This is a genomic window from Sphingomonas sp. NFX23, from assembly GCF_049887795.1.
Classification (GTDB): Bacteria; Pseudomonadota; Alphaproteobacteria; order Sphingomonadales; family Sphingomonadaceae; genus Sphingomonas.
This window is the reverse complement of sequence record NZ_JAGEKH010000004.1, coordinates 573,253-596,836: the sequence shown is the minus strand read 5'-3', so window position 1 is coordinate 596,836 and position 23,584 is coordinate 573,253. Positions and strand designations below refer to the sequence as shown.

Sequence of the window (23,584 nt, the reverse complement as noted above, 5' to 3'; positions counted from 1 at the left end):
TTTTGCCGGTCGCTTGGGGTCAAGCCGGTCCGTCAGATCGCTACGCAAACAAGTGGCGACCGATCAGGAGAGCCGCGTTTTGACCGAGAAACCAGTCCAGGGCTTTGCCGGCCTGTGGAACATTAGCTTCGGCTTTTTCGGCATCCAGATCGGCTTCGCGTTGCAGAACGCGAATATGAGTCGGATCTTCCAGACGCTCGGCGGATCGCTCGACGACCTTTCCTATCTGTGGGTCGCGGCGCCGCTGACCGGGCTGCTCGTCCAGCCGATCATCGGCCATTACAGCGATCGCACCTGGACTCGCTTCGGCCGTCGCCGCCCGTATTTCTTCGCCGGTGCCGTCCTCGCCGCACTCGCGCTGTTCGTGATGCCCGAGGCGAAGATGCTGTGGCTCGCCGCGCTGACGCTGTGGGTGCTGGACGCCTCGGTCAACGTGTCGATGGAGCCATTCCGCGCGTTCGTCGGCGACATGCTGCGCAAAGACCAGCACACCGCGGGCTATGCGCTCCAGACCGCGTTCATCGGCGCCGGCGCCGTAGTCGGCTCAATCTTCCCGTTCGTGCTGGCGCATCTCGGCGTGTCGGGCGATGCGCTGGCGGGCGTTCCCGACACCGTGCGCTACAGCTTCTGGTTCGGCGGCGCGGCACTGCTGCTCGCGGTCCTCTGGACGGTCGGCAACACGCGCGAATATAGCCCCGAACAGATGGCATCGTTCGCCGAGTCCAACCGCGATGAAGCACACAGCGCTCCGGTCCGCGCGCTTGCCAGCCGCAGCTTTGCGACCAGCATCGCCTGGATCGTCGCCGGGATCGCGGTCGTCGTCGCCGTACCCGAACTGGCGTTGCAGAAGGAAGTGTACCTGCTCGGCGGCCTGCTCGTCGCCTATGGCGGCGCCAGCCTCGCGGCTATCGTCCTCGCGCGCGGCGGCAATGGAGACAACGCGCTGAGCCAGATCGTCGGCGACTTCGCCGCGATGCCCAGCGTCATGAAGCGCCTCGCGCTCGTCCAGTTCTTCAGCTGGTCCGCGCTGTTCATCATGTGGATCTTCACCACGCCCGTCGTCGCCCAGTACATGTACGGGTCGAGCGACGCGACGAGCGTCGCCTACAATGCGGGCAGCGATTGGGTCGGTGTGCTGTTCGCAGTCTATAACGCCGTCGCCGCGCTGGTCGCGTTACTGATACTGCCGCGGTTGGCCAGCCGGATCGGTCGCGTGAAAACGCACATCGCCTGCCTGCTGTGCGGCGCCGCGGGATTTGCGAGCTTCCTCATGGTGCGCGATCCGACGCTGCTGATCGTCAGCGAAGTCGGCGTCGGCATCGCCTGGGCGTCGATCCTCGCTATGCCCTACGCGATCCTCGCCTCCAGCCTGCCCCAGGCCAAGCTCGGCATCTACATGGGATTGTTCAACATCTTCATCGTCCTGCCGCAGTTGCTGGTCGCGACGCTGATGGGGTCGGTGCTGAAGGCGTTCTTCCCGACCGAACCGATCTGGACGATGGCATTCGCCGCCGTCGTGATGATCCTCGCAGCCCTCGCGATGCTGCGCGTCCCCGAGATCCCCGATAAGTTCTCCTGATGCGAGAAGCAGCAAACCGGCGCTGGACGGCTAGAGATAGGGCCGCGCGATGTGGGCGACGTATGCGACGTCTTCGGTGCGCGCGACATCGGCGATCTGTCTGGTGCGCTTGCCATCGCTGGGGATGAAACCTTGATCGGACTTGCGTAAGCGGCGATTTTTCAAGACCCGATGCGGCATGTGACAGCCTGGATCTTCAGGGCACCCCGCTGATTACTCGGGGCTCGGATGGCACGCAATAGTCGCTTAGCCGCCTTCTGCAGGTGACAATATATAACCGCGTAGTCCGAGCTTTATCATTCGAGCAAGGCTGCGGACGTTTGCCCCGTTTAATGAGGGTGGAAAGTTGCGAACCCGAAGATCCCCAGAACTGCGCTTTGTGGATCTTCTGGTTTAGCCTCCGTGTTCAAACCCTCTATCAGTCCCATTCGCCTTGATTGTTCAGCTGGACGAAACGGAGGGAACATTGCCCTCGAACCGCGTGTTGCCGGGGAGAGAATGAGCGAGGCTTAGATCGCCACTGTGCCCCCGGAAGATTTGCCGGGCGAGCGCCAGACCTACGCCCGTACCTTCGGTCTTGGTGGTGAAGAAAGGGCGGAAAATGTCGATCTGGTTTGCGGCGGGAATACCGGGGCCAGTGTCCGTCATCGTGAACTGCGTTTGGCCGACAAAGGCAGAGATGGTGAGCGTGACCTGCGCATCGAACGAGCCGTGCAACGCCTCGGCTGCGTTCTGCAGCACCGCCCAGAGCGCCGCGGTCAGTTGATCCGGGTCGGCCAGCAGATGGGCCGGTGCGTCCAGGAGGTCGGTCGTAAACGCGATTCCCGGCCATCTCGTCGTAAACAATGCCGCCAGATCGCTGACGAACCCGGCCAGAGGTATACGCTCCACCGAGGGGGCGGGCAGCTTCGCCAACGCACGGTAGCTTTCGCCGAACCGGTGCAGACTGGCGGCGCGGCGCGCGACGGTCTCGACCGCGTCGCGTACCTTGGGCAGCATCGGGTCCGGATCGTCGAGCATCGCCACCGCGGTCTCGGCTAGCGAGGCGATCGGGGTGAGGGCGTTGACGATCTCGTGGCTCAAAACCTGGACGAGCTCGCGCAACGCCGCGGCCTCGGCGGCCTTCAGTTCGGCGTCGATGTCGATCAGCGCGCCGATCCGTGTCATCCGCCCTGCCAGCGCAAGGTCGCCGGTGGCCAGCGCGAAGCTCCGGATGCCGGTGTCATGCCCGATCTCGATCGTGGCGGTGCGACCGGGGCGGGTGTCGGCGAGCGCGGAAACGAGCCCCTCAGGCGGATCGACGACCAGATCGCCTGCGCCGAGCAATCGCCGCGCGGCGCGGTTGACGGCGCGCAACCGGCCGTCTTCGAGTGCGACCAAGGGCGCAGGCGACAGATCGAGATAGGCGGTCAGACGGCGCCGTTCCTCTTCTCCAGCAGACGGGGTCGAGACTGGTGGCGCCGGCATCGGCAAGCGCTGACCAGCATCGACCAGGTCGAGTGCGGCGATCCAGATCGCGATCATCGCAGCGAGGAGCGCGGTGGCGTACAGACCGCGTGTGCCTGCAACCGCACCACCGGCGCCAGCCGCAGCTAGCACCAGCGCGCGTACCACCGCTCGCATCCGGTCAGAGGCCATAGCGCGCCATCCGGCGATAGAGCGCCGCGCGGGTCAGTCCGAGCTGTGCGGCGGCGCGGCTGACGTTGAAGGCGTGGCGCTCGAGTGCTGCGGTGATCAGCGTTTCCTCGTTGCGCGCGAGCGACAGATCGGGGGCGAGCGATAGCGGCTCGGCGGTGCCGGGCGAAAGCGGTAGGTCCCCGACCGCGTAAGTCTCGCCATCGCCGAGCAGCACAGCACGTTCCATCGTCTGGCGCAGGCCGCGGACGTTGTCGGGCCAGCGATCCGCCGCGATCGCCTGCACAGCGCCCGCATCGAGTGGTCTGAGGGGCTTGCCGTGGCGGTAGGCGAACAGCGCGAGGAAATGGCGTGCGAGCAGCGCCGCATCGCCCGCGCGATCGACGAGCGGCGGGAGGGCGATTTCGATCGTTCCGACCCGGTCGAGCAGATCTTCGCCGATCGCCCCCCGAACGCCGGTGCGATCCAGTCGCGTAGTCGCGATGACCCGGATGCCGTCGAGCGCTGACAGGAGAACGCCGTTCAGCGCCCGAGGTAGTCGGTCGATATGGTCGATGACCAGCAACCCGCCAGCGGCCGCCGCCGTTTGCTGGGCGATGACGGCGGCGTCCGCGGCCTCGGCGTCCACCGTGATGAGCGGCAGGCTGGCGTTTGGTGAGGCCTGATGAACCAGTCGGGCGACCAGCGTCTTGCCGGTGCCCGCAGCGCCGTGGATCAGGATCGGGGCCGCGGTCGGCGCGACGCGAGCGACCAAGTCGCGCGCGCGCGTGATCCCGGCGCTTTCGCCGAGCAGGATGCCGTCATGGACGGGCGGTGTCGCCGCTGTCTCCAGCTTCGCGCGGCGCAGCGCCAGCCCGCGCTCCACCGTGGTCAGCAGGCGTTCATTGTTCCAGGGCTTGATCACGAAATCGGTCGCGCCGCTGCGCATCGCCCGGACGGCGACCGCAATGCCGCTATGCCCCGTGACGACGATGACGACGGCGCGCGCGTCCGCCGCGATCAGCCGGTCGAGCATCGCGAACCCCTCCTCGCCGGTGGTCCGTCCGCGCGCGAAGTTGAGGTCGAGCAGGATGACGTCGATTGGTTCGCCGGCGAGCAGCACCCAGGCCGCCTCCGGGTTCGCTGCGGTCGAGACGCGCATGCCGTGCCGTTCGAGCAGCAGTCGCGCGGCCTTGGCGATGTCGGGATCGTCGTCGATGACCAAGATGTGCGATTCGGTTGACATGGCCGTCATAGTGTCCGGAAACGGACAGTTGGTACAGTCGGGTGCGTGATTCAGCTACGGGGCGCGGAATTATGCAGCATTGGCAGTAGCTTAGGATCTGTTCGATCCGTCCCGTACACTGTCCGCATGACAGAGACGACCCTGCCTGGAACGGGCGCCGCGATGGACCGGCGTATCGAGCGTCCGCACGCCAAGCGGCGCAAGCGTATCGTGCGCGGTGCGCTTGCAATCGCGGTGGTGGCTGCGGCGGTGCTACTGTGGCTGCTGATGCCCGGCGCCAATGCGCTGACCGTCGATGCCGGCGCGATCCGTACCGGCGATGTCGTGCGCGCGCCGTTCCGCGATTTCGTGCCGCTCCGCGCCGAGGTGGCGCCGTTGCGGACCGTGTTCGTGACCGCGATCTCCGGCGGGCAGGTCGCCGACCTCGCCACCAGCGACGGCGCGATGGTCGCCGCCGGCACGCCGCTCGCACGTTTGTCCAATCCGTCGCTCGAACTCGACGTGGCCAGCCGCTCGGCGGAGATCGTCGGGCAGTTGAGTGCAATCAGCGGCCAGCGGCTGTCGGTCCAGAACACGCGGCAGGATGGCGCGCGCGATCTGGCCGAGGCACGCAATGCGCTGTCCAAGGCGCGGACGTTGCTCGCACAGAAGCAGGTTCTGTTCGACAAGGGCATCATCACGCGCGCTGCGATCGATCCGGTGCGCGAGGATGTCGGCTATCAGCAGGCGCGTGTTTCCGCGCTCGACCGCGGGACCGCGGAAGCGGGCGCGACGCTGGCGGATCAGTCCTCGGGCATCGCGGCCACCGCGCGGCAGTTGCGCGAGAGCCTGGCGATGGTCCGCGCGAGCTTGTCCGCATTGGTGCTGCGTGCGCCGGTCGCGGGACGGCTCACCGCCTTCACGCTCCAGCCCGGGCAGACGCTCAAGGCCGGCGATCCGGTCGGGCAGATCGACTCCGAGGGACGGTGGAAGCTGACTGCCGATGTCGACCAATTCTATCTCGGGCGCGTTCGGGTCGGGCTCGGCGCGGCGGCCGATATCGACGACCGGAGCTATGCGATGTCGGTCATCAAAATCCTGCCGCAGGTGACCGAAGGCCGGTTTCGCGTCGAACTCGGCTTTCGCGGTGCGGGACCCACGGGGCTGAACCGCGGCCAGACACTCGACGTGCGGCTCGTGCTCGGCGCAGACCGGCCTGCGGTGGTCGCACCGTCGGGCGGCTGGCTCGACGCGGGTGGTACCACGGCATTCGTGCTCGACGGGAACGCGAAGGCCGTCAGGCGGGCGATCGTCACCGGCCGACGCAATCCCGATCAGGTCGAGATCGTCTCCGGCCTCGCCCCCGGCGAGCGGATCGTGACCACGGCGCTCGGCACCTACACGCCCTTCCAGACCCTCCTCATCCGATAGGATTCGATATGATCCAGTTACAGGACCTCAGCCGCACCTATGCCTCGGACGAGGTCGAGACGACTGCGCTCGGCGGCATCGACCTAGCGGTCGAGGCGGGTGAATTCGTCGCGATCATGGGGCCGTCGGGCTGCGGCAAATCGACGCTGCTCAATATCATCGGCACGATCGACCGGCCCACGGACGGACGGTATCTGTTCGAAGGGGCCGATATCGCGCGCGCGCCCGAAGCCGAACTCGCCAAGCTGCGCCGTGATCGACTGGGCTTCGTGTTCCAGAGCTTCAACCTGATCGACGAGCTGACGATCGCCGAGAATGTCGCGCTGGGTCTCGCCTATCGGACGATGCCCGCGCGCGAGAAGAAGGACCGCGTGGCGGCGGCGATGGATAGGGTGGGCATCGCCCACCGCCAGCGCCACCACCCGCACCAATTGTCGGGCGGCCAGCAACAGCGCGCGGCGATCGCCCGCGCGATCGTCGGCGAGCCGCGGCTGATCCTCGCCGACGAGCCGACCGGCAACCTCGATACCGAGAACGGCGCGCAGGTGATGGACATCCTCGGCCAGCTGAACGCCGAGGGCGCGACGATCGTGATGGTCACGCACAGCCCGTCGCACGCCGATATCGCCAAGCGGACGGTGCACATGCTCGATGGCCGCATCCTGTCGTCGGCACGGCGCGCCGCCTGATGCGCCGCTCGCTCCAGATGCTCGTGCTGATGCTGCTCGTGGTGGTCCTCGTCCGCCATCTCGCCGCGACCAAGTCCGGCCCCAAGCCCGGCCCCGATGCCGCAAGCGACGCCTGAAGGAACCGCCATGTCCGCACTCACCAGCCTCTATCGGTCGCTCGCGCATCACCGCCTGTTCGCGCTCCTCAACATCGGCGGTCTCGCACTGGGGATCGCGACGTTCCTCGTGCTGTTCCTCTTCGTCCGGTTCGAGACCGGGTACGACCGCGTATTGCCGCAGCAAGACCGGTTGTGGGTGATGGAAGAACGCTATGTGATGCCGGGCTATCCGGCGGACACCAATCCGAACACGATGGGCAGCGAACTCAAGATCCTGCAGGCGGATTACCCGCAGCTGGTCGGCACGCGCTATATGAACATGGCGGCGACGGTGCAGCAGGGCGGGCAGGCGACGGCCGAGGATTTGGGCACGGTCGACCCGAACTTCTTCGACCTCATGCGCTTTCCCGCGGTCGAGGGGAATCCAGCGGCAACGCTCGCCGATCCGAACGGCCTGGTGGTCACGCAGAAGACCGCGCGGAAATATTTCGGCAGCCAGTCGGCGATCGGCCGGACGCTGCAACTGTCGATCGATGGGACGACCTATCCCTACAAGGTTGGGGCGGTGCTGCGCGACATGCCCGACGACGTCACCTTCAAGAGCGAGATGTTCGCGCAAATCTCGCGGACTCGCTTCGGCAACGAATGGTGGGAGCATTGGGGTAGCGCGTCGCTGACCACGTTCCTGCGCTTTCCCGACGCGGTGGCGGCGCGGGCGTTCGAGGCACAATTGCCTGCTTTTCTCGACCGCCATGCCTATGCCGGCGGCAATCTCAAGAAAGGCGAGTATTTCCAGTCGCTGCGGCCGCTCACCGCGATGCATCTGTATAGTCCGGGTGATCGCGCGATCGTCACGACCTTGGGAGCGGTCGGGTTGCTGACGCTGCTCATCGCCATCGTGAACTACGTCAATCTGGCGACCGCGCGCGCCGGGCTGCGTGCGCGCGAAGTGGCGATGCGCAAGGTGCTGGGCGGCACGCGGCGGTCGCTTATCCGCCAGTTCCTGGGCGAGGCGCTGGCGACGGTCGCCGTGGCGGCGCTGATCGGGCTCGCGCTGGCCGAGATCGCGCTGCCTTTCATCAACGCGCTTGGCGGAACGACGCTGGCGATCCGCTACGTCGGATGGGACGGCGTCGTCCTGCCGCTGGTCCTGCTGGTCCTGGGCATCGCTTTGGTCGCGGGGCTGTATCCCGCGTTCGTGCTGTCGGGGTTTCGCCCTGCCGCGGTGCTAGCCTCTACTCGCGCGCCCGGCGGTGGGCGTAGCGGCACGAGGCTGCGAAGCGCGCTCGTCGTCGTGCAGTTCGCGATCGCGATCGCGTTCGCCATCGCGACCGGAGTCATGCTGAAACAAACCGAGCATATTCGTGACGCCGATCTCGGGTTTCGCCGCGACGGGTTGATGATCGTGCGGTCGCTGATGACCGGTGGGATCGACTCCCCACAGCGCGCGGCGATCCTGCGCAGCCTCGCGGCGGCACCGGGCGTCACCGGCGTGACGGTCGCCAACAACGCGCCGGGCGACCAGAGCACGACCAATTTCTCGGGATATAGTCGCGCAGGAGCGTCCGGCAGCAAGATATCGTTGATGGATGTCGGCACTGGCCGAGATTATTTCCGCGTGTACGGCGCACGCCTCGTCGCGGGGCGCTTGTTCGACGCCGCGCATGCCGACGACCGCGGCCTGTTGACGCTTGCCGAACGCAAGCGGGCAGGGCCAAATGTGGTGATCAACCGGACCGCGGTGACCGCGCTGGGCTTTGCGTCGCCGGCCGCAGCACTGGGGCAGGCGATCAACGACGGCGAACGGGACTCGATCATTATCGGCATAGTCGACGATCTGCGCTTCAGGAGCCCGCGCGATGCCGTCACGCCGGTCGCCTACACCTACAACACCGTCGACATCCTCTCGCCGTTCGCGGCGGTGCGCTATGCCGGCCGCGATGCGAAGACGATGATGGCGGCACTCGAGGCGGCGTGGAAGCGCGTCGTTCCCGGCGTTCCATTCGAAGCGCGCTCGGTCGAGGACAATCTGTACCAGCGCTATTACAAGGCGGATGCGCAACGCTCGCGGCTGTTCACGATCGGTGCGGTGCTGGCGATCCTGATCGGCTGCATCGGGCTCTACGGGCTGGCGGCGTTCGACACCGCGCGGCGGGTGAAGGAGATCGGCATCCGCAAGACGCTCGGCGCCTCGACCGCCGAGGTGTTGCGGCTTCTGATCGGGCAGTTCCTGCGCCCCGTGATCCTCGCCAACCTCGTCGCGTGGCCACTCGCCTATGTCGCGATGCAGCGTTGGCTCGGTGGGTTCGACGACCGGATCGCGCTGTCGCCGTTGTTCTTCGTCGGCGCCTCGCTCGCCGCGGCGCTGATCGCGAGCGCAACCGTCTTCGGGCAGGCCTGGCGCGTCGCTCGCTCCGAGCCCGCGCGCGCGTTACGCCACGAATAGGGGCCGGTCGATGTCCTCAGCCTTCCCGACGTTGTACCGTTCGCTCGCCCGGCATCGGCTACACGCCGTCCTCAACATGGGCGGGCGGGCGCTCGGCATCGCGTGTTGCCCCACGACCAGCCTCAGACGGCGCGCGCACGCTCCTCTACGATCCGCTCCAGCATCGACAATGGCATCGCACCGGCTTCCAGCACGTCGTGGAAATGCTTCAGATCGAAGCGATCGCCAGCGATCGCCTTGGCCTTCTCGCGCGCGCGCAGCCACGCCGCATGACCGATCTTGTAGCTGCATGCCTGCCCGGGCGAGACGCAATAGCGCTCGACCTCGCGCTGCGAGCGTCCGGGAGCGAAGCCGACCGTATCGACTAGGTATTTCGTCGCCTGGTCATGCGTCCACCGCTTGGTATGAATGCCGGTATCCACGACCAAGCGTGCTGCGCGGAACAGGAATGATTGCAGATAGCCGGCGCGTTCCACCGGCGAGGCATAGCCGCCGAGTTCGTCGGCGAGTTGTTCTGCATAGAGCGCCCAGCCTTCCAGATAGGCGTTGAAGAAGGCGATCTTGCGCAGCGGATGCGTGGGCGCGCGCTGGGCGGTCGATATCTGGAGATGATGCCCCGGAACGCCTTCGTGATAGGTGAGGCTCGGCAGCGTGTATTTCGGCCAGTCGTGCACGTTCTTGAGGTTGATCCAGTAGATCGCGGCACGCGAGCCATCTAGCGGCGCGCGGAAGTAATAGCCGTTGGGGGCCCCGTCCTGAATTTCGGGCGCGACGCGGCGGATCTCGAGTGCCGCGTTGGGCGGGTTCGTGAATGCCTTAGGAAGCCGTGCCTGCATCGCCTGGACGCCTGCGTTGAGACTGGCGAGCAGCTCGGCACGACCGGCGTCCGTGTTCGCGAACAATTGCGCGGGCAGGCGGTTGAGCTGGTCGAGGCGGGCACCGACGCTGCCCTGCGTGAGGCCCTGCCCACGCAGGATCGGATCGAGCTGCGCGGTGAGGTCTGCGACCTGTTGCAGGCCCATCCGATGGACTTCGTCGGGCGACAAGCTGGTGGTGGTCGCCTGTGCCAGCGCGGCGGCGTAGATCGCATCGCCGTTGAGGATCGCCCAAATGCCGGCGGCACTGCGCGCCGAGGGCCGCAGCGAGCGCAGCAAAGCGATCTGGCGATCGAGCGCCGGATAGACCTGGGTCGCGACGATCCGGGTAGCGCGTGCCTGCCAATCCCCGGCTATCTTCGCGGGGCCGGTGCGGCTGGTCAGCGCCTGGACGAGCTGGTTGTCGGCCGGGCTGGGTGACCTCAGGTTCGCCATTTGGCCTAGCGCGAGATCGAGGGAGAAGTCGGGCGCCAGCCGGCCCTTGGCGGCTTCGCGACGCTGAACCTCGGTTTCGTTATCCAGCTGCCGGCCCATCATCGCCAATCGATCAAGATAGGCTTCGGCATCATCCGCGGTCTTCACCGGGTGGGTCGAGGCCAGGAAGTCGGGCATGGAGAAATAGACGCCGTCCTGCTGCGTGATCGGATAGGGCCCCTGCGGCGTGGAGAGGCCGAACTTCTCCGGGCCGACCATGTTCGACTGGATGCTGTAGAGGACCACTTCGCGATCGATGCGCGCCTGCGGCGACAGCGAGGCGGGATCGACGGCGGTGACGAGCGCCTGTGCCTTGCGGTTGCGCGCCAGATCCTTCGCGATGGCGGCGTAGCTGTTGTCGCCCAGCATGTGGCGTAGATCGGCATCCTTGCCGGTATCGAGCCCAAGTGAGGTGGCGAATTCGGGCGATTGGCGGACGGTTTCGTGCAGTACCTGATCGAAGGCCGCGTTCAACCGGGCGTCGCCCGGCGATGGTGTCGCTGCTGTTCTCACTGACGTCTGCGCAAACGCGGATCGTGCGGGTAGCGTGCTCAACGCGGCGGCAGCGGCACTGGACATGATAAAAGCGCGACGATCCATGCCGATTTCCCTGACTGTGAAGCTGATGGCGCCACGCTAGGCGACACTAGGGCAGCCGCGCAACCCTACTGCATTGGACCGCCCGAGCAGTACAGCCTCACGCATCGTGCAGTCAGGCCAATGCGCAGCCAACCCCGCTCTGTGACGCCCGTAAATCTTCCTGGACTTCGCCCGCTAAAGGGGAAGCATTTGCGGCTTTCGAGATTGATACGAGGCATGGATGGGGTCTGATATAGCGCAGTAGCCGATCAAACTTCCTCTCCGAGTGTTCCAACTTCTTGACGATTAATGTGCCCCGCGTGACAAGGGCAATAGTGTCCTTAAACGGTCAATCAGCCGGCCTACGACGTGCGTATAATGATGAGAGGATCGACCTGTGACGCCACGGCTATTAGCGTTGGCATGCGCTGCGACTGCACTGATGGGGGCCAGGCCCCCTGAGGTTCGACCCGCAATCACGGGGATCTCGCATCTGGCTGTCTACTCGCGCGACATGGCGAAATCGGAGCATTTCTACACGCACGTACTCGGTGCACGGAAAGGTATGGACCCTGAGAACGCAGCCGGCGTCCGCTTCTATTTCAGTTCTCGTCAGTTCGTCGAGGTGCTGCCCGCGCCTACCGGACACGGCGCCAGCATGCTCGCCCATGCGGCTTATCTCACGACGGACGCAGCGCGCCTGCGCTCATGGCTCGTAGCGCAGGGCATGACGGAGCTTGGTCCGGTCCGGGGCATGGCTGGCGGCGATCGTTGGTTCGTTACGCACGATCCGGAAGGTAACGAGGTCCAGTTCGTTCAATCCGCCAGTCCGGATGCCACCGCGGTACCTGGAGCGATAAGTAGTCGCGTCATTCATGTCGGCTATGCGGTCCATGATCGCGCCAAACAGGACAGCTTCTACCGCCGCCTGCTCGGCTTTCGACCCTATTGGTTTGGTGCGTTCGAGCCGACAAAGGTCGACTGGGTATCCCAGCAGGCGCCGGATGGGCGTGATTGGATGGAATACATGATGGTCGGGCCGGGATCAGACGTGCCGATCGCCAAGGTGAATGCCAACCAGCTTGGCGTCCTCAACCATCTTTCGCTTGGCGTGCCGAACATGCAGGCAGCGGTCACGACATTGTATCGGGAAAGCCGCTTGAGCCCGCGTCACGATGGACCCCAGATGGGGCTGGACGGCAAGTGGCAGGCCAACTTCTACGATCCGGACGGGACCCGGGTCGAGTTGATGGAGTTTCAGCCAGTCACCAAGCCGTGCTGCTCCCCCTTCACCGCCGAAAGCCCCACGGACTGAAGCCAATGTGATCCTCCGGCGCGTATCGCGTCACCGCGCCGCCGAAACCCGCCAAACGACGTTGCCGGTATCATCGGCAACCAGAACCGCGCCTGTTCGGTCGACGGTAACGCCGACGGGACGACCGCGAACCTTGCCATCGGGCGACACGAAACCGGACAGAAAGTCCTCGGCCTTGCCGCTTGGGCGCGCGTTGCTGAACGGTACGAACGCAACCTTGTAGCCATTCAGTTCGTCGCGATCCCAACTGCCATGCTCGCCGATCAGGGCACCGCCACGGTAGCGGGGCGGAAGCGACGACCCGGAATAGAATGTGAGTCCAAGCGCCGCGACATGGCTGCTCAGCGCGTAGTCCGGCACGATTGCGCGCGCGACCAGATCGGGTCGCTGTGGCATAACGCGTGGATCCACATGACGGCCGTAATAGCTATAGGGCCAACCATAGAAGCCGCCATCGCGTACCGAGGTGAGATAGTCCGGGACAAGGTTCGGCCCCAGTTCATCGCGTTCGTTCGCGACGACCCAAAGCGTGTTGGTCCCTGGGTAAAAGTTGGGGCTGTTCGGATTGCGCAGTCCCGTGGCGAACACGCGGGAGCGGCCCGATGACCGATCGATTTCCCACACTGCAGCACGATTCCTCTCGGCCTCCATGCCGTTCTCGGTAATGTTGCTGTTCGATCCAACCGTCGCATAGAGCAGTTTGCCATCCGGGCTCAGCGTCAGGCTTTTCGTCCAGTGATGGTCGATTGGCCCCCCGGGCAATTCGGTCAACCGCACGGGGGCGGCCGTGATCCGAGTCTGACCCAGCGTATAGGGATATCGCAGGACCGCGTCGGTGGCTGCGACGTACAGATAATTGTCTGCAAAGACGACGCCGAAAGGCGAGAAGAGATGGTCGACCAGAACTGTACGTAGTTCGGGTACGCCGTCACCATTGGTGTCCCGTACCAACGTGATCTGATTGGTCCCGCCCTTCGGTTTCGCACCGTTCTGGCCGGTCGCGCGCTTCTGGACCCATGACACGATAGGATTCTTCGGGCGCGTGATCGGATCGAGGTTCGGGCCCTGGGACTCGACGATGAGTACGTCGCCGTTCGGCAATGCCAGGACGTTTCGCGGATGGTTCAGATCGCGTGCCAGCGCCTGTACGCGAAGGCCAGCCGCAGCGGTGGGTGCTTGGCCGGCACTCCATCCCACAACCTCTGCGACGTGGATGGGCGGAACCAGATATTGCTTTGGCGCAGGCAAGACGGGATTGGACCCGATCTGCGAATTGCGATCGAACTCTGCGCCGCCATCGTTGCAGCCGGCAAGCGCGATCACCGATGCCACCGCGACACCCGCGAGAAGGTTCCGGGCGCGCGCCGTTGCGACGATCACGACCGCACCCCGACGCGATGCTTGTAGACGAGCGACCCGCCCAGCCACGCACTGACCCCGAGCAACACCACCGAGATCGCCGATAAGGTGAGGCCTGTCGGTACCACGCTCGTCCAACCATCGCGGCTGTGAACGAATGCGTTGAAAAGCTCGATCACGAACACCCCGAGGTTGATGATCATATGCGGCGTCGCCGGACGTGCCGCGCGCACTCGGCGGTCACCCGCATAGTCGATCATCCCGGTCACGGCAGCTAGTCCACCCATCACCAACCCGGCGGTGATCAGCCAGATAGAAAAGTCGCTCCACATGATGTTTGCCGACCCTAAATAAGCAAGATCGGTTAGCAGTGCGCCTATGAAGCAAACGATCGGGAACGGTACCAGCATGGGATGGAGGGGGTGGCCAAAAAGCTTGGCCGTGGACCTTGGGTTTCCCCCGTCGGTGCGATGCTCTTCAGATCGAATGCTCATACTGTCTAAGCGTGAAAGCGGGCAGTCAGTTCCCGGCTATAAAGCATCCGAGCAAGTATCGTTCGTATTTAAATGTAGATCAGTACGTTTCTCCCCAAATCAACCGCCGTTCTTCGGACATACCAACGACGATAGTACACGAGGCTAAGTAACATGAAATTTCTGACATGTTTTCGTGGCGCGCGCTTCGCGTGGTCGGCAATTGCCGTGCTGGCGTCCATCGATGCGTCAGCGCAGTCGGTGCCGACGATCGATACCGAGGATGCGACGTTAGGGTCGGTCAAAATATCCGGGGGCGGCGACCTTCATCCTCAACTAGTGTTCGACGTCCGCAATGGCGACTTCGCGCGAGGCAATTACGATGACGATCGTGCGGACCTAGACCGGCTGCCTGTCCATGCGCAACTCGGGGTCGCGATCGATCTGTCGCACGTCTCGGATGGCGCGGCGACCAGCTGGCTGGTGTTGCGCTCCTCCAATGGTTTTCATGCGCCGTCGACGGGAGAAATGTCGACGCCGCGGATATGGTACGAGAGCAACAACCTCGCGGCTCTGGTGTTCACGTCGGTGAAGGGGCTGAGAGCCGCGGGGGTCTATACGATCAAGACGAGTCCCAACGGCGTGTCGGCCACGACGCACGAGGCGAGTCTGTCGCTTGCCTATGACGGCGATGACGTAGTTGGCAAATTGTCACCGACCTTGGCCGTCACGATGCGACCGAAGGGAGACAACGGAGTCTTCACGCTGGCGGCGATCGAACCGGGTTTCGACCTTTCCGAGCGCGAAGACGGGCCGAAATTGAGCATACCGGTCGCGATCGGGCGAGGACGGGGCGGCTTTTATGGTTCGGGAAGTGGTAGCCGTAGCTACCTCAGCGCCGGCGCAGCCCTTGAGCAGCCATTTCTGCTGGGCGCCATGCAGTGGAGTACGCGCCTTGAGGCGCTGGCAGTCGTACGTGACGATCGCCTTGCCGCGCTGAGCGGTCCGCGCGGGGAAACCGGTACAGTCGTGCCGCTGATCACGTGGTCAGTTTCGACGGCATATTAGTCCACTATAGCTATCGGGAACCAATACGCCGCCGATAAACGATGCCGCCGGCCGCGGCTGCTGAAACCGACGCCCGAACGACATTCTAAGGCAAAGGCGACAGCAGCGACTGCACGGGATAGTGCCTAAATCAGCCATTCGAAGGCACGCTTCAATCGTGCCGCACCATCGATGTCGAATGGGCGCCCGTGAGCGAAGATCACCCGGTCAGGCTCGAGCGCCACGATCGCCTGCACAGCTTTTTTGGCGTCCGCTCCACCTAGTCGTACCGGTAGGCGCAGGTACCGTGCGGTCGTGCCGTGCGTCGCAGCGGAGGCCTGCATCACCATTCGCGTGATGGGCGGAAGCTTTTCAGGATCTAGGTTTTCGATGAGGTCGACGAGAACGAGCGTCTTGGTTGGCCGGTGGAAGAACCAGACCTCGTTGAAACCTGCACCGCCCGGTACGATGCCCTGATCGAGCGCGCCCGACCATTCGGCGGGGGCTGTCTCACCCAGTTCGGCATCGAACCGGACGGACGATGCACGGACCGGCGCCCGGTCCCGTAGCCCCGGCGCGGCCCAATTGGTCGCTTCGGGGTAGGCGCGTTGCCAGTCGGCAAGGAAAGTCCAGTGGGCCACGTTGGGTGCGACGAGATGCCGCACCCGACCCAGCGCCTCGACGGCCTTGGCCAGCTCGGTCGAAAAGGGGGTGGGCGAGTGTAACAGCAGATCACCGTTCTCGAGCCTAAGGATCGTCATCCGTACAGGTAACGCGAAACCCATCGCATCGATCGGTCCGCTGTCGACGATCCACACACCGTCGGCAACTGCTTTGGGGACATCCAGTGGCGGGTAGGTCGCGCGGCGCCGGCCCTCTGTATCTTCCGAGCGTCGGCTACCGACTGCCAGTGCCCAAAGGCCTATGGCGGCGACGCCAGCGAGGCCAGCCGCGCCGATCAGCCGATGGCGTCTGCCCCTCTGTGAGGATGCTTGGTCCGCGAAGAAGCGTCGCATATCGGCCAACAGGAGTTCGGGCTGCTCGAGTGCAGCGAAATGGCCGCCGGCCTTCATCTCGCTCCAGTGGACGATGTTGTAGGTCTTGCGGGCGTGTGATCGTGGCGGCGGCGGGAAGACGGGGTCTGGGAAGGCTGCGACGCCGGTCGGCACCTTGATGCGGCTGCCGGCCGGAAATTGGCCCGACCCCTCCAATACGCGACCGCGATACATCCAGGTCGATGTGATGAAGGACCCCTCGACAAGGTAAAGCATGATGTTGGTGAGGAGCGTGTCCTCGTCGAAGGCTTGCCAAAGATCGGGCCGGCCCTGTTCGTCGCGCGGCACGTCCGCCCATGCACCGAACTTTTCCAGGATCCAGGCGGCAACGCCGACGGGGCTGTCCGCCATGGCGACCCCGAGCGTCTGCGGACGCGTGCCCTGCTCTTGCGAGTAGCCGGTCTCCTCCTTGGCCAGCGTCGCGCGTCGTGCTGCCCAGGCGAGTTCGTCGGGCGTCTTCGGCGATACGTCTGCAGCCTGGATGAGAACCATGTTGAGGTGCAGCGCGTCGATCGCTTCAGGATGATCGTGCGCCATCCAGCTTCCGATTGCTGCGCCCCAGTCACCGCCTTGCACCAGATAGCGAGCATCACCGAACAGTTCGGTCATCAGGCCATGCATGATCTCGCCCGTTCGACGCGGTCCGATCGGCGCGGCAGGACGCCCGGAGAAGGCGTAGCCCGGGAGCGAGGGCACGACGACGTCATGGCCGTCGGCCACTAACGGGGCGATCAGCGCTTCGAATTCAATGAACGACCCCGGCCAGCCGTGCAGCAGGAGCAGCGGTGCGCGTGAACCATCGCCCCGCGCGTGAACGAAATGAAGCTTCTGGCCGAGTACTTCGCTGGTGAAGTGGGGTAAAGCATTCAACCGACGTTCCTGCGTACGCCAGTCGAACCGAGTACGCCAATAATCCACGAGCCGCTTGAGATCTGCGAGGCCGACGCCCGACTGCCAGCTTCCGGCGTCCGGCAGCGCCCCCCAGTCGAACGATGCGACTTTGGCGTTGATGCCGGCGAGCCGCTCGTCCGGTACTGCAATCGTGAAGGGCTTTGCCATGTCGTGTCCTCGCGCTCCGAGGCGACGTGCCCCTTCTCGATCGACAACGCGCTCGCGTACCTCGCGTTCAATCATTCGGTAGCCAAGGGTAAAGTCGAGAGACGGCGGAGGTTGCGTCAACGTCTGCACGGCAAATCGCCAACGGAACTCGATCGCTTCGCATCAAGCCATAACAAGCTCGATGTTCGGATGATCGCTGAAGATCTCCACGACGATCTCGAAATAGGTTTGCCCGGTGCCACGGTCGAGCGCGTCCAGCTGGCGACCAATCGCAGCCACGTCGAAGCCGGCCGGTCGCCGCAACTTTCTGGCGAGGAACGCCCGGGTCGTCTCGACACCGAGCGCCGTCCTGCTGGCCGCAACGTCCTGCCAGACGATACGAACCCTCTCCCGCCCCTCGATCGCGCCGTAGCCGCCATAGAGCAGGTCGTTCAGCGCATCGAGGCTTTCGCCCAATTGCCAATCTTCCTTGGCCATAAACACCCGGTTTATCTCGGCGTAGAAGGTTGGGATATCGCCGATATTCCGGCCAATGATGGTCAACGTCTTCATAAAATCACTCCCGGACCATGCCGTCGATGGGTAGCAACGAGCTTCGCCAGTTCTGCGCCTCCCGCTTCAGTTGCCGTCGAAGGCCCAGCGCAACGTTTTCGCCATCTGTCGCGTACCGGACCGAACGACGGGTCTCATGAATACCGGCGACGCATGCAGGCCATGCAACCGACGTGCCCAGCTCGGGAGAAGGTCCACCGCCGCCTGGGCGATGGTTCTTTGAAGCGGTATTGCCAGCGGATTGCCCGGCGTCTGATCCAGCACCAACCGCGCGACCTCGCGCGTGCGACCGTCTGCAATCAACGCCGGCTGCATATCACGAAGCGCCTGATTCGTGCTCGCACGGTTCCGCGGTAGGGCGTCGGCACCCAGTGCCGATCCTATGCTCGCGAACTCGGCGTAGTAGAGATCCTCCTGCGCGAGCGTCAGTCGACGATCTCCGTAGTGTTGCCAGGCAGCCAGGAAGGACCACGCCTCGGATACATGGACCCACGCCAATAAACTGGGGTCGTCGGCACGGTAGGGCGTACCGTCGGGAAGCGTGCCACCGATGTGCGAATGGACTGCGCGGACTCGCGCTATTGCCGTCTCTGCCTCCGCGCGCTCGCCATAGGTGGTGGCAGCAATGAATCGGGCAGTGCGCCGCAGCCTGCCGAGCATATCGGTTCGGAAGTTCGAATGGTCCCAAACCCCGGCTAGAACGGCTGGATGCAGCATCTGCAGCAGCAACGCGGACACGCCGCCAACCATCATGCTGACAACGTCGCCATGCACACGCCAGATCATGGAATCGGGCGGAAACAGTGCAGTATCGCTCCGCTTCACCGGCTCCTCGCCACGAGCCTGGTCATTGAACAGAGTCCGCACCTGCCGAACGATGCCGGTCTTGGTCTGGTCGCGGATCGATAGCGGGCTGTCGTTCATGCCGTCACGAACGCCCGAGCCCGTATTTAGCAACGGCGGATCGGTCGGCGACATGCTGGGACCTGTCATAGATGCCGTCCTATATTGACGGCCCCTGCCATCTGAGACCATCGCGTTGCCCATGACAAAGAGCAAGGGACGCACCGGCGCGCATGCACGCGCCAATATCCAGCCTGCACCGACAGCGACCGAGCTCGATGCAGCCAAGCGAGAGGTCGCGCAGATCGAGGGGCGGCTGGTCCGCCTCGCTGCCGGGCATCCGTCGGTCAAGATCTGGAAGGCCCGTCTTCGTGTCGCTCAAGCCGTGATCGCCCGCGCCCCGCGCGACGGTTAGGCGCTGCGACTACGGTGTCTGACGGAGTCCGCTTAGGTGGACGGACGCTGTAGCGACGCGGGCGCTATCAACCCCTTGAACTCGCTCACGGAGCCAGCGAAGATCGGTCATCAGCACCGGGAGCGTCCTCTATGCGTCGTCGAACTTTCATTGCCGCCTTGCCGGGGGCCGCATTGCTGCCGGGCATCGGTATGGCACAAGGCGGTCAGGCCGGACCCGGCGTTCCCGGCAAGCAGGGGGCACCGGGACCGGGGCAGGGCGGTGCGCCTCGGCCGAAGACCGCGACGCTCCCCCCGCGCTGGGTTGCCGGGGAGGACCGCTTCCTTCGTCCCGACGTAGCCGCGGGCGATCGCCCGGTCGGGGCGAGTTTCGCCTCGCGTACCGCCGCCTACGGCCTAAACGGCGCTGCGGGGACTGCGCATCCGCTGGCGTCGCAGGCGGGGATCGACATCCTGCGACGAGGCGGATCGGCGGTCGATGCCGCGATCGCGATCAACGCGTGTCTCGGTTTCCTGGAGCCGACGTCGAGTGGCATCGGTGGCGACGCCTATGCGATGATCTGGGATCCGAAGCAGCGCAAGGTCGTCGGGCTCGCCGGGTCGGGCGCGTCGCCAAGGGGCCTGAGCCTGGAAACAGTGCGGTCGCGGGCCCGCGGCGGGGCGCTGCCGCCGCTGGGTGCGGTGTCCGTATCCGTGCCGGGTGCAGTGGATGCCTGGTGGACGATGCACCAACGCTATGGCCGGCTGCCCTGGGCGCGGCTGTTCGAGCCGGCGATCACGCATGCCGAGGCAGGCGCGCCGGTGCCGGACATCATCGCCTATTACATCCGCCGCAGCATGGCGGCATTCCGCCGGCCGGGTAACGGCATCGAGGAAACGGCGAACGCCCTCAGGACCTATGGCCTCGCCGACGGCAAGGGCCCGGCGGTCGGGCAGGTGTTTCGCAATCCCGATCTCGCCCGCACCTATCGTGCGATCGCGGCGGGCGGACGCGACGCATTCTATACCGGCGAGATTGCGCGTGTCATCGATCGCTACTTCAAGCGGATCGGCGGCTGGCTGCGCCTTGAGGATCTGGCCGCGCACCGCTCGGAATGGATCGAGCCACACCGGACGGGCTATCGCGGCGTGGACGTGCACGCGCTGGGTGCTAACACGCAGGGCATCGCGACGCTGCAGATCCTGAACATCCTAGAGACCTTCGATCTCGGCGACGCGGGCTTCCAGTCACCGCTGTCGATCCATCTGCAGGCGGAAGCCAAGCGGCTCGCCTATGAAGACCGCGCGCGCTTCTACGCCGATCCGCATTTCAGCAAGGTGCCGGTCGAGTGGCTGGTATCCAAGGAATACGCCCGCCAGCGCGCGAAGCTGATCCGCCGTGACCGGATCCTCGATCCCGTCCATCCCGGGCAGGCGCCCAGCCACGGCGACACCACCTATTTCAGCTGCGCCGACAAGGATGGCATGATGGTGTCGATGATCCAGTCGAATTTCCGCGGCATGGGGTCGGGACTGGTCGCCGATGGTCTCGGCTTCATGTTCCAGGATCGCGGGCAGCTGTTCAGCCTGAGGGACGGCCATCCCAATATCTACGCGCCCGGCAAGCGGCCGTTCCAGACGATCATCCCCGGTTTCGCGACGCGCGGCGGCGATCCCTGGATGAGCTTCGGCGTGATGGGCGGCGACATGCAACCGCAGGGGCAGACGCAGATCATCGTCAACCGCGTCGACTATGGCCTCGAGATCCAGTCGGCGGGCGATGCGCCGCGCTGGCACCATGAAGGCTCGTCGCAATCGATGGGGGAGGACAGCGCCGGGCTCGACCCACGCGGATTGCTGCGGCTGGAATCGGGCGTGCCCGTCGCCACGAAGCAGCGCTTGGCCGACATCGGCTGGACGATCGGTGAGCCCGATGGCGGCTTCGGTCGCTACGAATGCGTCGAGCACCGCATGGACGGCGCGACGCGGGTCTATGCCGCGGCCAGCGAGATGCGCGCCGATGGCTGCGCGCTGGCTTATTGAGGGAATGACGATGCGCTACCTGATCCTTGCCGCTCTGGCTGCCGCGACGACGCCCGCGGATGCCGAGACCTACGAACTGAAGGCGACGCCGCAGACGGTCGCCTGGGGGCATTACGATGCGACCGACAAGCCGGTGCTGACGATCCGGTCGGGCGACACGGTGGTGATCCATACGTTGCTGACCAACAGTCCGGCGGGCCTGGAAAAGGCCGGCGTCGCGCCCGCGCAGATCGAACCAGCCCTGCGTGCGATCTATAACGGCGTCCCGGCCAGCGCCCGCGGCCCCGGCGGCCATATCCTGACAGGACCGATCGCGATCACAGGCGCGGAACCCGGCGATATGCTGGAAGTGCGCATCCGTAAAGTCGATCTGGCGATACCCTATGCCTATAATGCATTCCGGTACGGGGCGGGGTTCCTGACCGACGATTTTCCCTATGCGCGGATGAAGATCGTGCCCTTGGATGCCAAGCGCATGGTCGGCCTGTTTGCGCCCGGCGTCGAAGTGCCGCTGGCGCCGTTCTTCGGCAGCATGGGAGTCGCGCCGCCCCCGGCGTTCGGCCGCTACGACAGCGCGCCGCCGACGATCAACGGCGGCAACATGGACGACAAGGCGCTCGTCGCGGGAACGACCTTGTTCCTCCCCGTCTATGCCCCCGGCGCACTGTTCCAGGTCGGCGACGGCCATGCCGCGCAGGGTAATGGCGAGGTCGATATCACGGCGCTGGAAACTTCGTTGACCGGGACGTTCGAGTTCGTGCTCCACAAGAAGGCGGCGATTACCTATCCGCGTGCCGAGACGCCCAAGGCCTATATCGCGATGGGCTTCGACGACGATCTCAGCCATGCGACCCGCAAGGCGCTGCGCAACATGATCGATTTCCTCGTCGCGGAAAAAGGCATGACGCGCGACGATGCCTATATGCTGATCAGCGTGGCGGGCGATGTCGAGATCACCGAGCTCGTCGACCGCAACAAGGGTGTCCACGTCGTCCTGCCCAAGGCGGTGTTCACGAAGCCCTAGCGGCCACGGCGGACTCCGCCTGAGAAGTTTACGGTAACGCCGCGGCGACGTCGGCGGCAAAGTGCGCGATGTCGAATCGCGCGGTGCCAGGATCCTCGCCGCGCCTGACAATCACGAGCTGTCGGGACGGGATGACCATGACATACTGTCCCCGGTTGCCTTGCGCGGCGTAGCTGCCCTCGGGCAAGCCCTGCTTGGGGCCGAACAGCCACATCGTCGCGCCATAGCCCGGTCCGCTCAACGGCTGCGGTCCGCTCGGCGTCGTCATGGTGCGCATCCAGCCTGCCGGCAGCATACGCTTGCCCTGCCAGACGCCGTCCTGCGACCAGAACAATCCCAGTCTCGCAAGGTCGCGCGCGGTCGACCAGACCTGGCTGGAGAGGATGTAATTACCGTGCCAGTCGGTCTCGGCGACGGTATGCGCCATGCCGAGCGGGCCGAACAGGCTGCCCGGCAACGCCCGGTACCGCGCCTCTCCGATCGCGTTTCGGGTGGCATAGACAGCGAGCAGGATGTCGGTGTTGGCGTAGCGGAAGCGCGTGCCAGGCAGGGCCTCCAAAGGCCATGACACCGCCTGTTCGTCCACCGTGGTCCCGCCGAAATAGATCGCATCGGTGCGATTGCCGGCGGTATCGCTGTGCAGGCCGGATCCCATGCGCAGGAGATTGTCGAGCGTGATGGCATGACGCGGATCGCCGGTCTTCCATTGTGGTACGGCGGCGGGGGCTTTCAACGCGCCTGCAGTGTTCAGGCCGATGAGCGTGCCGGCGATCGACTTGCCGACCGACCAGGTCCGGTTGGACACGAACGGCCCGAAACCGCGGTCATATTGCTCAGCAAGAACTTTGCCGTCCTTCACGACGATTACGCCGACGGTCTTGGTGTCAACGCCGTAGGTAGCCCCGAATGCCTTGCCGACCGCGCCAGCCAGCGTGGGCGATGGGCGCGGTGCGATGCCAGCGTCACCTTGCGGCCAGCGACGAGGATCAGCTGCCGCAATCGAAAGTGCCGCCGTCGCCTTGCGGCCAGTCGGTGCCGTGCCGCCGATCGGCAGGGTCACGCAGCCATGCCCGCTAGTCCACTCCGCGCGTCTGGGAGGTAGCTTTGAATCGAACCCTACGGAGACGGATTGGCGGGTGCGGTCGACGTTCGCCGTGAGCGTCGGCACGATCTTCTCATAGTCCGGGTAGATGCCGGCCAACTCATCGGCATCGATCTGCTCCGGCGTACGGCCTGCATTGAAGATGCCTGAGCAATAGAGTGCCGCCTTGTAACCGGCCGCGATGGCGCGCTGGTATGTTCCTGCCGAGGGTTGTGCCACGATCTGCGCACTAGTTGGAACTGACGCGAGGAGGGCGAGACCGGCCACTTTGAGTATCTGCATGACCGCATTCTTCCATCACGCAATCAG

General features: G+C 65.0%; 19 protein-coding genes. 9 read left to right on the top strand and 10 right to left on the bottom strand.

The features are described from left to right. The first annotated feature begins 79 nt into the window (after positions 1-79). On the top strand, positions 80-1,579 hold the full coding sequence (locus tag J4O76_RS13555; RefSeq protein ID WP_426282382.1) for an MFS transporter: 1,500 nt from the start codon (positions 80-82) through the stop codon (positions 1,577-1,579). 30 nt (positions 1,580-1,609) lie between these two features. On the opposite strand, the gene J4O76_RS13550 is transcribed toward J4O76_RS13555, so the two are convergent. The 3 genes from J4O76_RS13550 to J4O76_RS13540 all read right to left on the bottom strand — a co-directional run bounded on the left by J4O76_RS13550 (position 1,610) and on the right by J4O76_RS13540 (position 4,439). Then, positions 1,610-1,759, bottom strand: coding sequence for a hypothetical protein (locus J4O76_RS13550; protein WP_426282380.1), 150 nt, complete (start codon positions 1,757-1,759; stop codon positions 1,610-1,612). 261 nt (positions 1,760-2,020) lie between these two features. Continuing rightward, a complete protein-coding gene (locus J4O76_RS13545; protein ID WP_426282379.1) occupies positions 2,021-3,217 on the bottom strand; it encodes a sensor histidine kinase in 1,197 nt (398 codons plus the stop codon). After that, positions 3,207-4,439 (bottom strand): sigma-54-dependent transcriptional regulator, encoded by a 1,233-nt coding sequence (locus J4O76_RS13540; RefSeq protein WP_426282377.1) that lies wholly within the window; start codon positions 4,437-4,439, stop codon positions 3,207-3,209. The genes J4O76_RS13545 and J4O76_RS13540 overlap by 11 nt, the downstream gene beginning before the upstream one ends. A 126-nt stretch (positions 4,440-4,565) precedes the next feature. Between J4O76_RS13540 and J4O76_RS13535 the strand changes: the two genes are divergently transcribed. The 3 genes from J4O76_RS13535 (at position 4,566) to J4O76_RS13525 (ending at position 9,082) form a co-directional block, all read left to right on the top strand. Next, complete coding sequence (locus J4O76_RS13535) at positions 4,566-5,849, top strand: efflux RND transporter periplasmic adaptor subunit (RefSeq protein ID WP_426282376.1); 1,284 nt, start codon at positions 4,566-4,568, stop codon at positions 5,847-5,849. A gap of 8 nt (positions 5,850-5,857) precedes the next feature. After that, a complete protein-coding gene (locus J4O76_RS13530) occupies positions 5,858-6,538 on the top strand; it encodes an ABC transporter ATP-binding protein (RefSeq protein ID WP_056481307.1) in 681 nt (226 codons plus the stop codon). Positions 6,539-6,664: 126 nt separating this feature from the next. Continuing rightward, positions 6,665-9,082, top strand: a complete 2,418-nt coding sequence (locus J4O76_RS13525) for an ABC transporter permease (RefSeq protein ID WP_426282374.1) — start codon at positions 6,665-6,667, stop codon at positions 9,080-9,082. Between the two features lie 122 nt (positions 9,083-9,204). Here the strand turns inward: J4O76_RS13525 and J4O76_RS13520 are convergent, their stop codons facing one another. Beyond that, positions 9,205-11,031, bottom strand: coding sequence for a DUF885 domain-containing protein (locus J4O76_RS13520; RefSeq protein WP_426282372.1), 1,827 nt, complete (start codon positions 11,029-11,031; stop codon positions 9,205-9,207). Positions 11,032-11,452: 421 nt separating this feature from the next. Between J4O76_RS13520 and J4O76_RS13515 the strand changes: the two genes are divergently transcribed. After that, positions 11,453-12,325, top strand: a complete 873-nt coding sequence (locus J4O76_RS13515; RefSeq protein WP_426282371.1) for a VOC family protein — start codon at positions 11,453-11,455, stop codon at positions 12,323-12,325. A 30-nt stretch (positions 12,326-12,355) separates the two neighbouring features. Here the strand turns inward: J4O76_RS13515 and J4O76_RS13510 are convergent, their stop codons facing one another. Next, positions 12,356-13,705 carry a PQQ-dependent sugar dehydrogenase gene (locus tag J4O76_RS13510; RefSeq protein WP_426282370.1) on the bottom strand — a complete coding sequence of 450 codons (1,350 nt, stop codon included), beginning with the start codon at positions 13,703-13,705 and terminating at the stop codon, positions 12,356-12,358. Beyond that, positions 13,702-14,178 carry a DUF2231 domain-containing protein gene (locus tag J4O76_RS13505; protein ID WP_426282369.1) on the bottom strand — a complete coding sequence of 159 codons (477 nt, stop codon included), beginning with the start codon at positions 14,176-14,178 and terminating at the stop codon, positions 13,702-13,704. The genes J4O76_RS13510 and J4O76_RS13505 overlap by 4 nt, the downstream gene beginning before the upstream one ends. 153 nt (positions 14,179-14,331) lie before the next feature. Between J4O76_RS13505 and J4O76_RS13500 the strand changes: the two genes are divergently transcribed. Further along, positions 14,332-15,225, top strand: coding sequence for a hypothetical protein (locus J4O76_RS13500; protein ID WP_426282368.1), 894 nt, complete (start codon positions 14,332-14,334; stop codon positions 15,223-15,225). A 125-nt stretch (positions 15,226-15,350) separates the two neighbouring features. Here the strand turns inward: J4O76_RS13500 and J4O76_RS13495 are convergent, their stop codons facing one another. The 3 genes from J4O76_RS13495 to J4O76_RS13485 all read right to left on the bottom strand — a co-directional run bounded on the left by J4O76_RS13495 (position 15,351) and on the right by J4O76_RS13485 (position 18,794). Then, positions 15,351-17,318, bottom strand: coding sequence for an alpha/beta fold hydrolase (locus tag J4O76_RS13495; RefSeq protein WP_426282367.1), 1,968 nt, complete (start codon positions 17,316-17,318; stop codon positions 15,351-15,353). A gap of 162 nt (positions 17,319-17,480) precedes the next feature. After that, entirely contained in the window at positions 17,481-17,870 is a 390-nt protein-coding gene (locus tag J4O76_RS13490) for a barstar family protein (RefSeq protein WP_426282366.1), read from the bottom strand. Positions 17,871-17,936: 66 nt separating this feature from the next. Continuing rightward, positions 17,937-18,794, bottom strand: coding sequence for an oxygenase MpaB family protein (locus J4O76_RS13485; protein ID WP_426282456.1), 858 nt, complete (start codon positions 18,792-18,794; stop codon positions 17,937-17,939). A 121-nt stretch (positions 18,795-18,915) separates the two neighbouring features. Here J4O76_RS13485 and J4O76_RS13480 point away from each other — a divergent pair, with 121 nt between their 5' ends. From J4O76_RS13480 to J4O76_RS13470, 3 genes are all read left to right on the top strand, one after another. Continuing rightward, the gene (locus J4O76_RS13480; RefSeq protein WP_426282365.1) at positions 18,916-19,128 is read left to right on the top strand and encodes a hypothetical protein; all 213 of its coding nucleotides are present in this window, start codon (positions 18,916-18,918) and stop codon (positions 19,126-19,128) included. Between the two features lie 131 nt (positions 19,129-19,259). Continuing rightward, positions 19,260-21,149 carry a gamma-glutamyltransferase family protein gene (locus J4O76_RS13475; protein ID WP_426282364.1) on the top strand — a complete coding sequence of 630 codons (1,890 nt, stop codon included), beginning with the start codon at positions 19,260-19,262 and terminating at the stop codon, positions 21,147-21,149. Positions 21,150-21,159: 10 nt separating this feature from the next. Further along, positions 21,160-22,173, top strand: a complete 1,014-nt coding sequence (locus J4O76_RS13470) for an acetamidase/formamidase family protein (RefSeq protein ID WP_426282363.1) — start codon at positions 21,160-21,162, stop codon at positions 22,171-22,173. A 28-nt stretch (positions 22,174-22,201) separates the two neighbouring features. Here the strand turns inward: J4O76_RS13470 and J4O76_RS13465 are convergent, their stop codons facing one another. Next, positions 22,202-23,557 (bottom strand): serine hydrolase domain-containing protein, encoded by a 1,356-nt coding sequence (locus J4O76_RS13465; RefSeq protein WP_426282362.1) that lies wholly within the window; start codon positions 23,555-23,557, stop codon positions 22,202-22,204. Between the last annotated feature and the right edge of the window lie 27 nt (positions 23,558-23,584).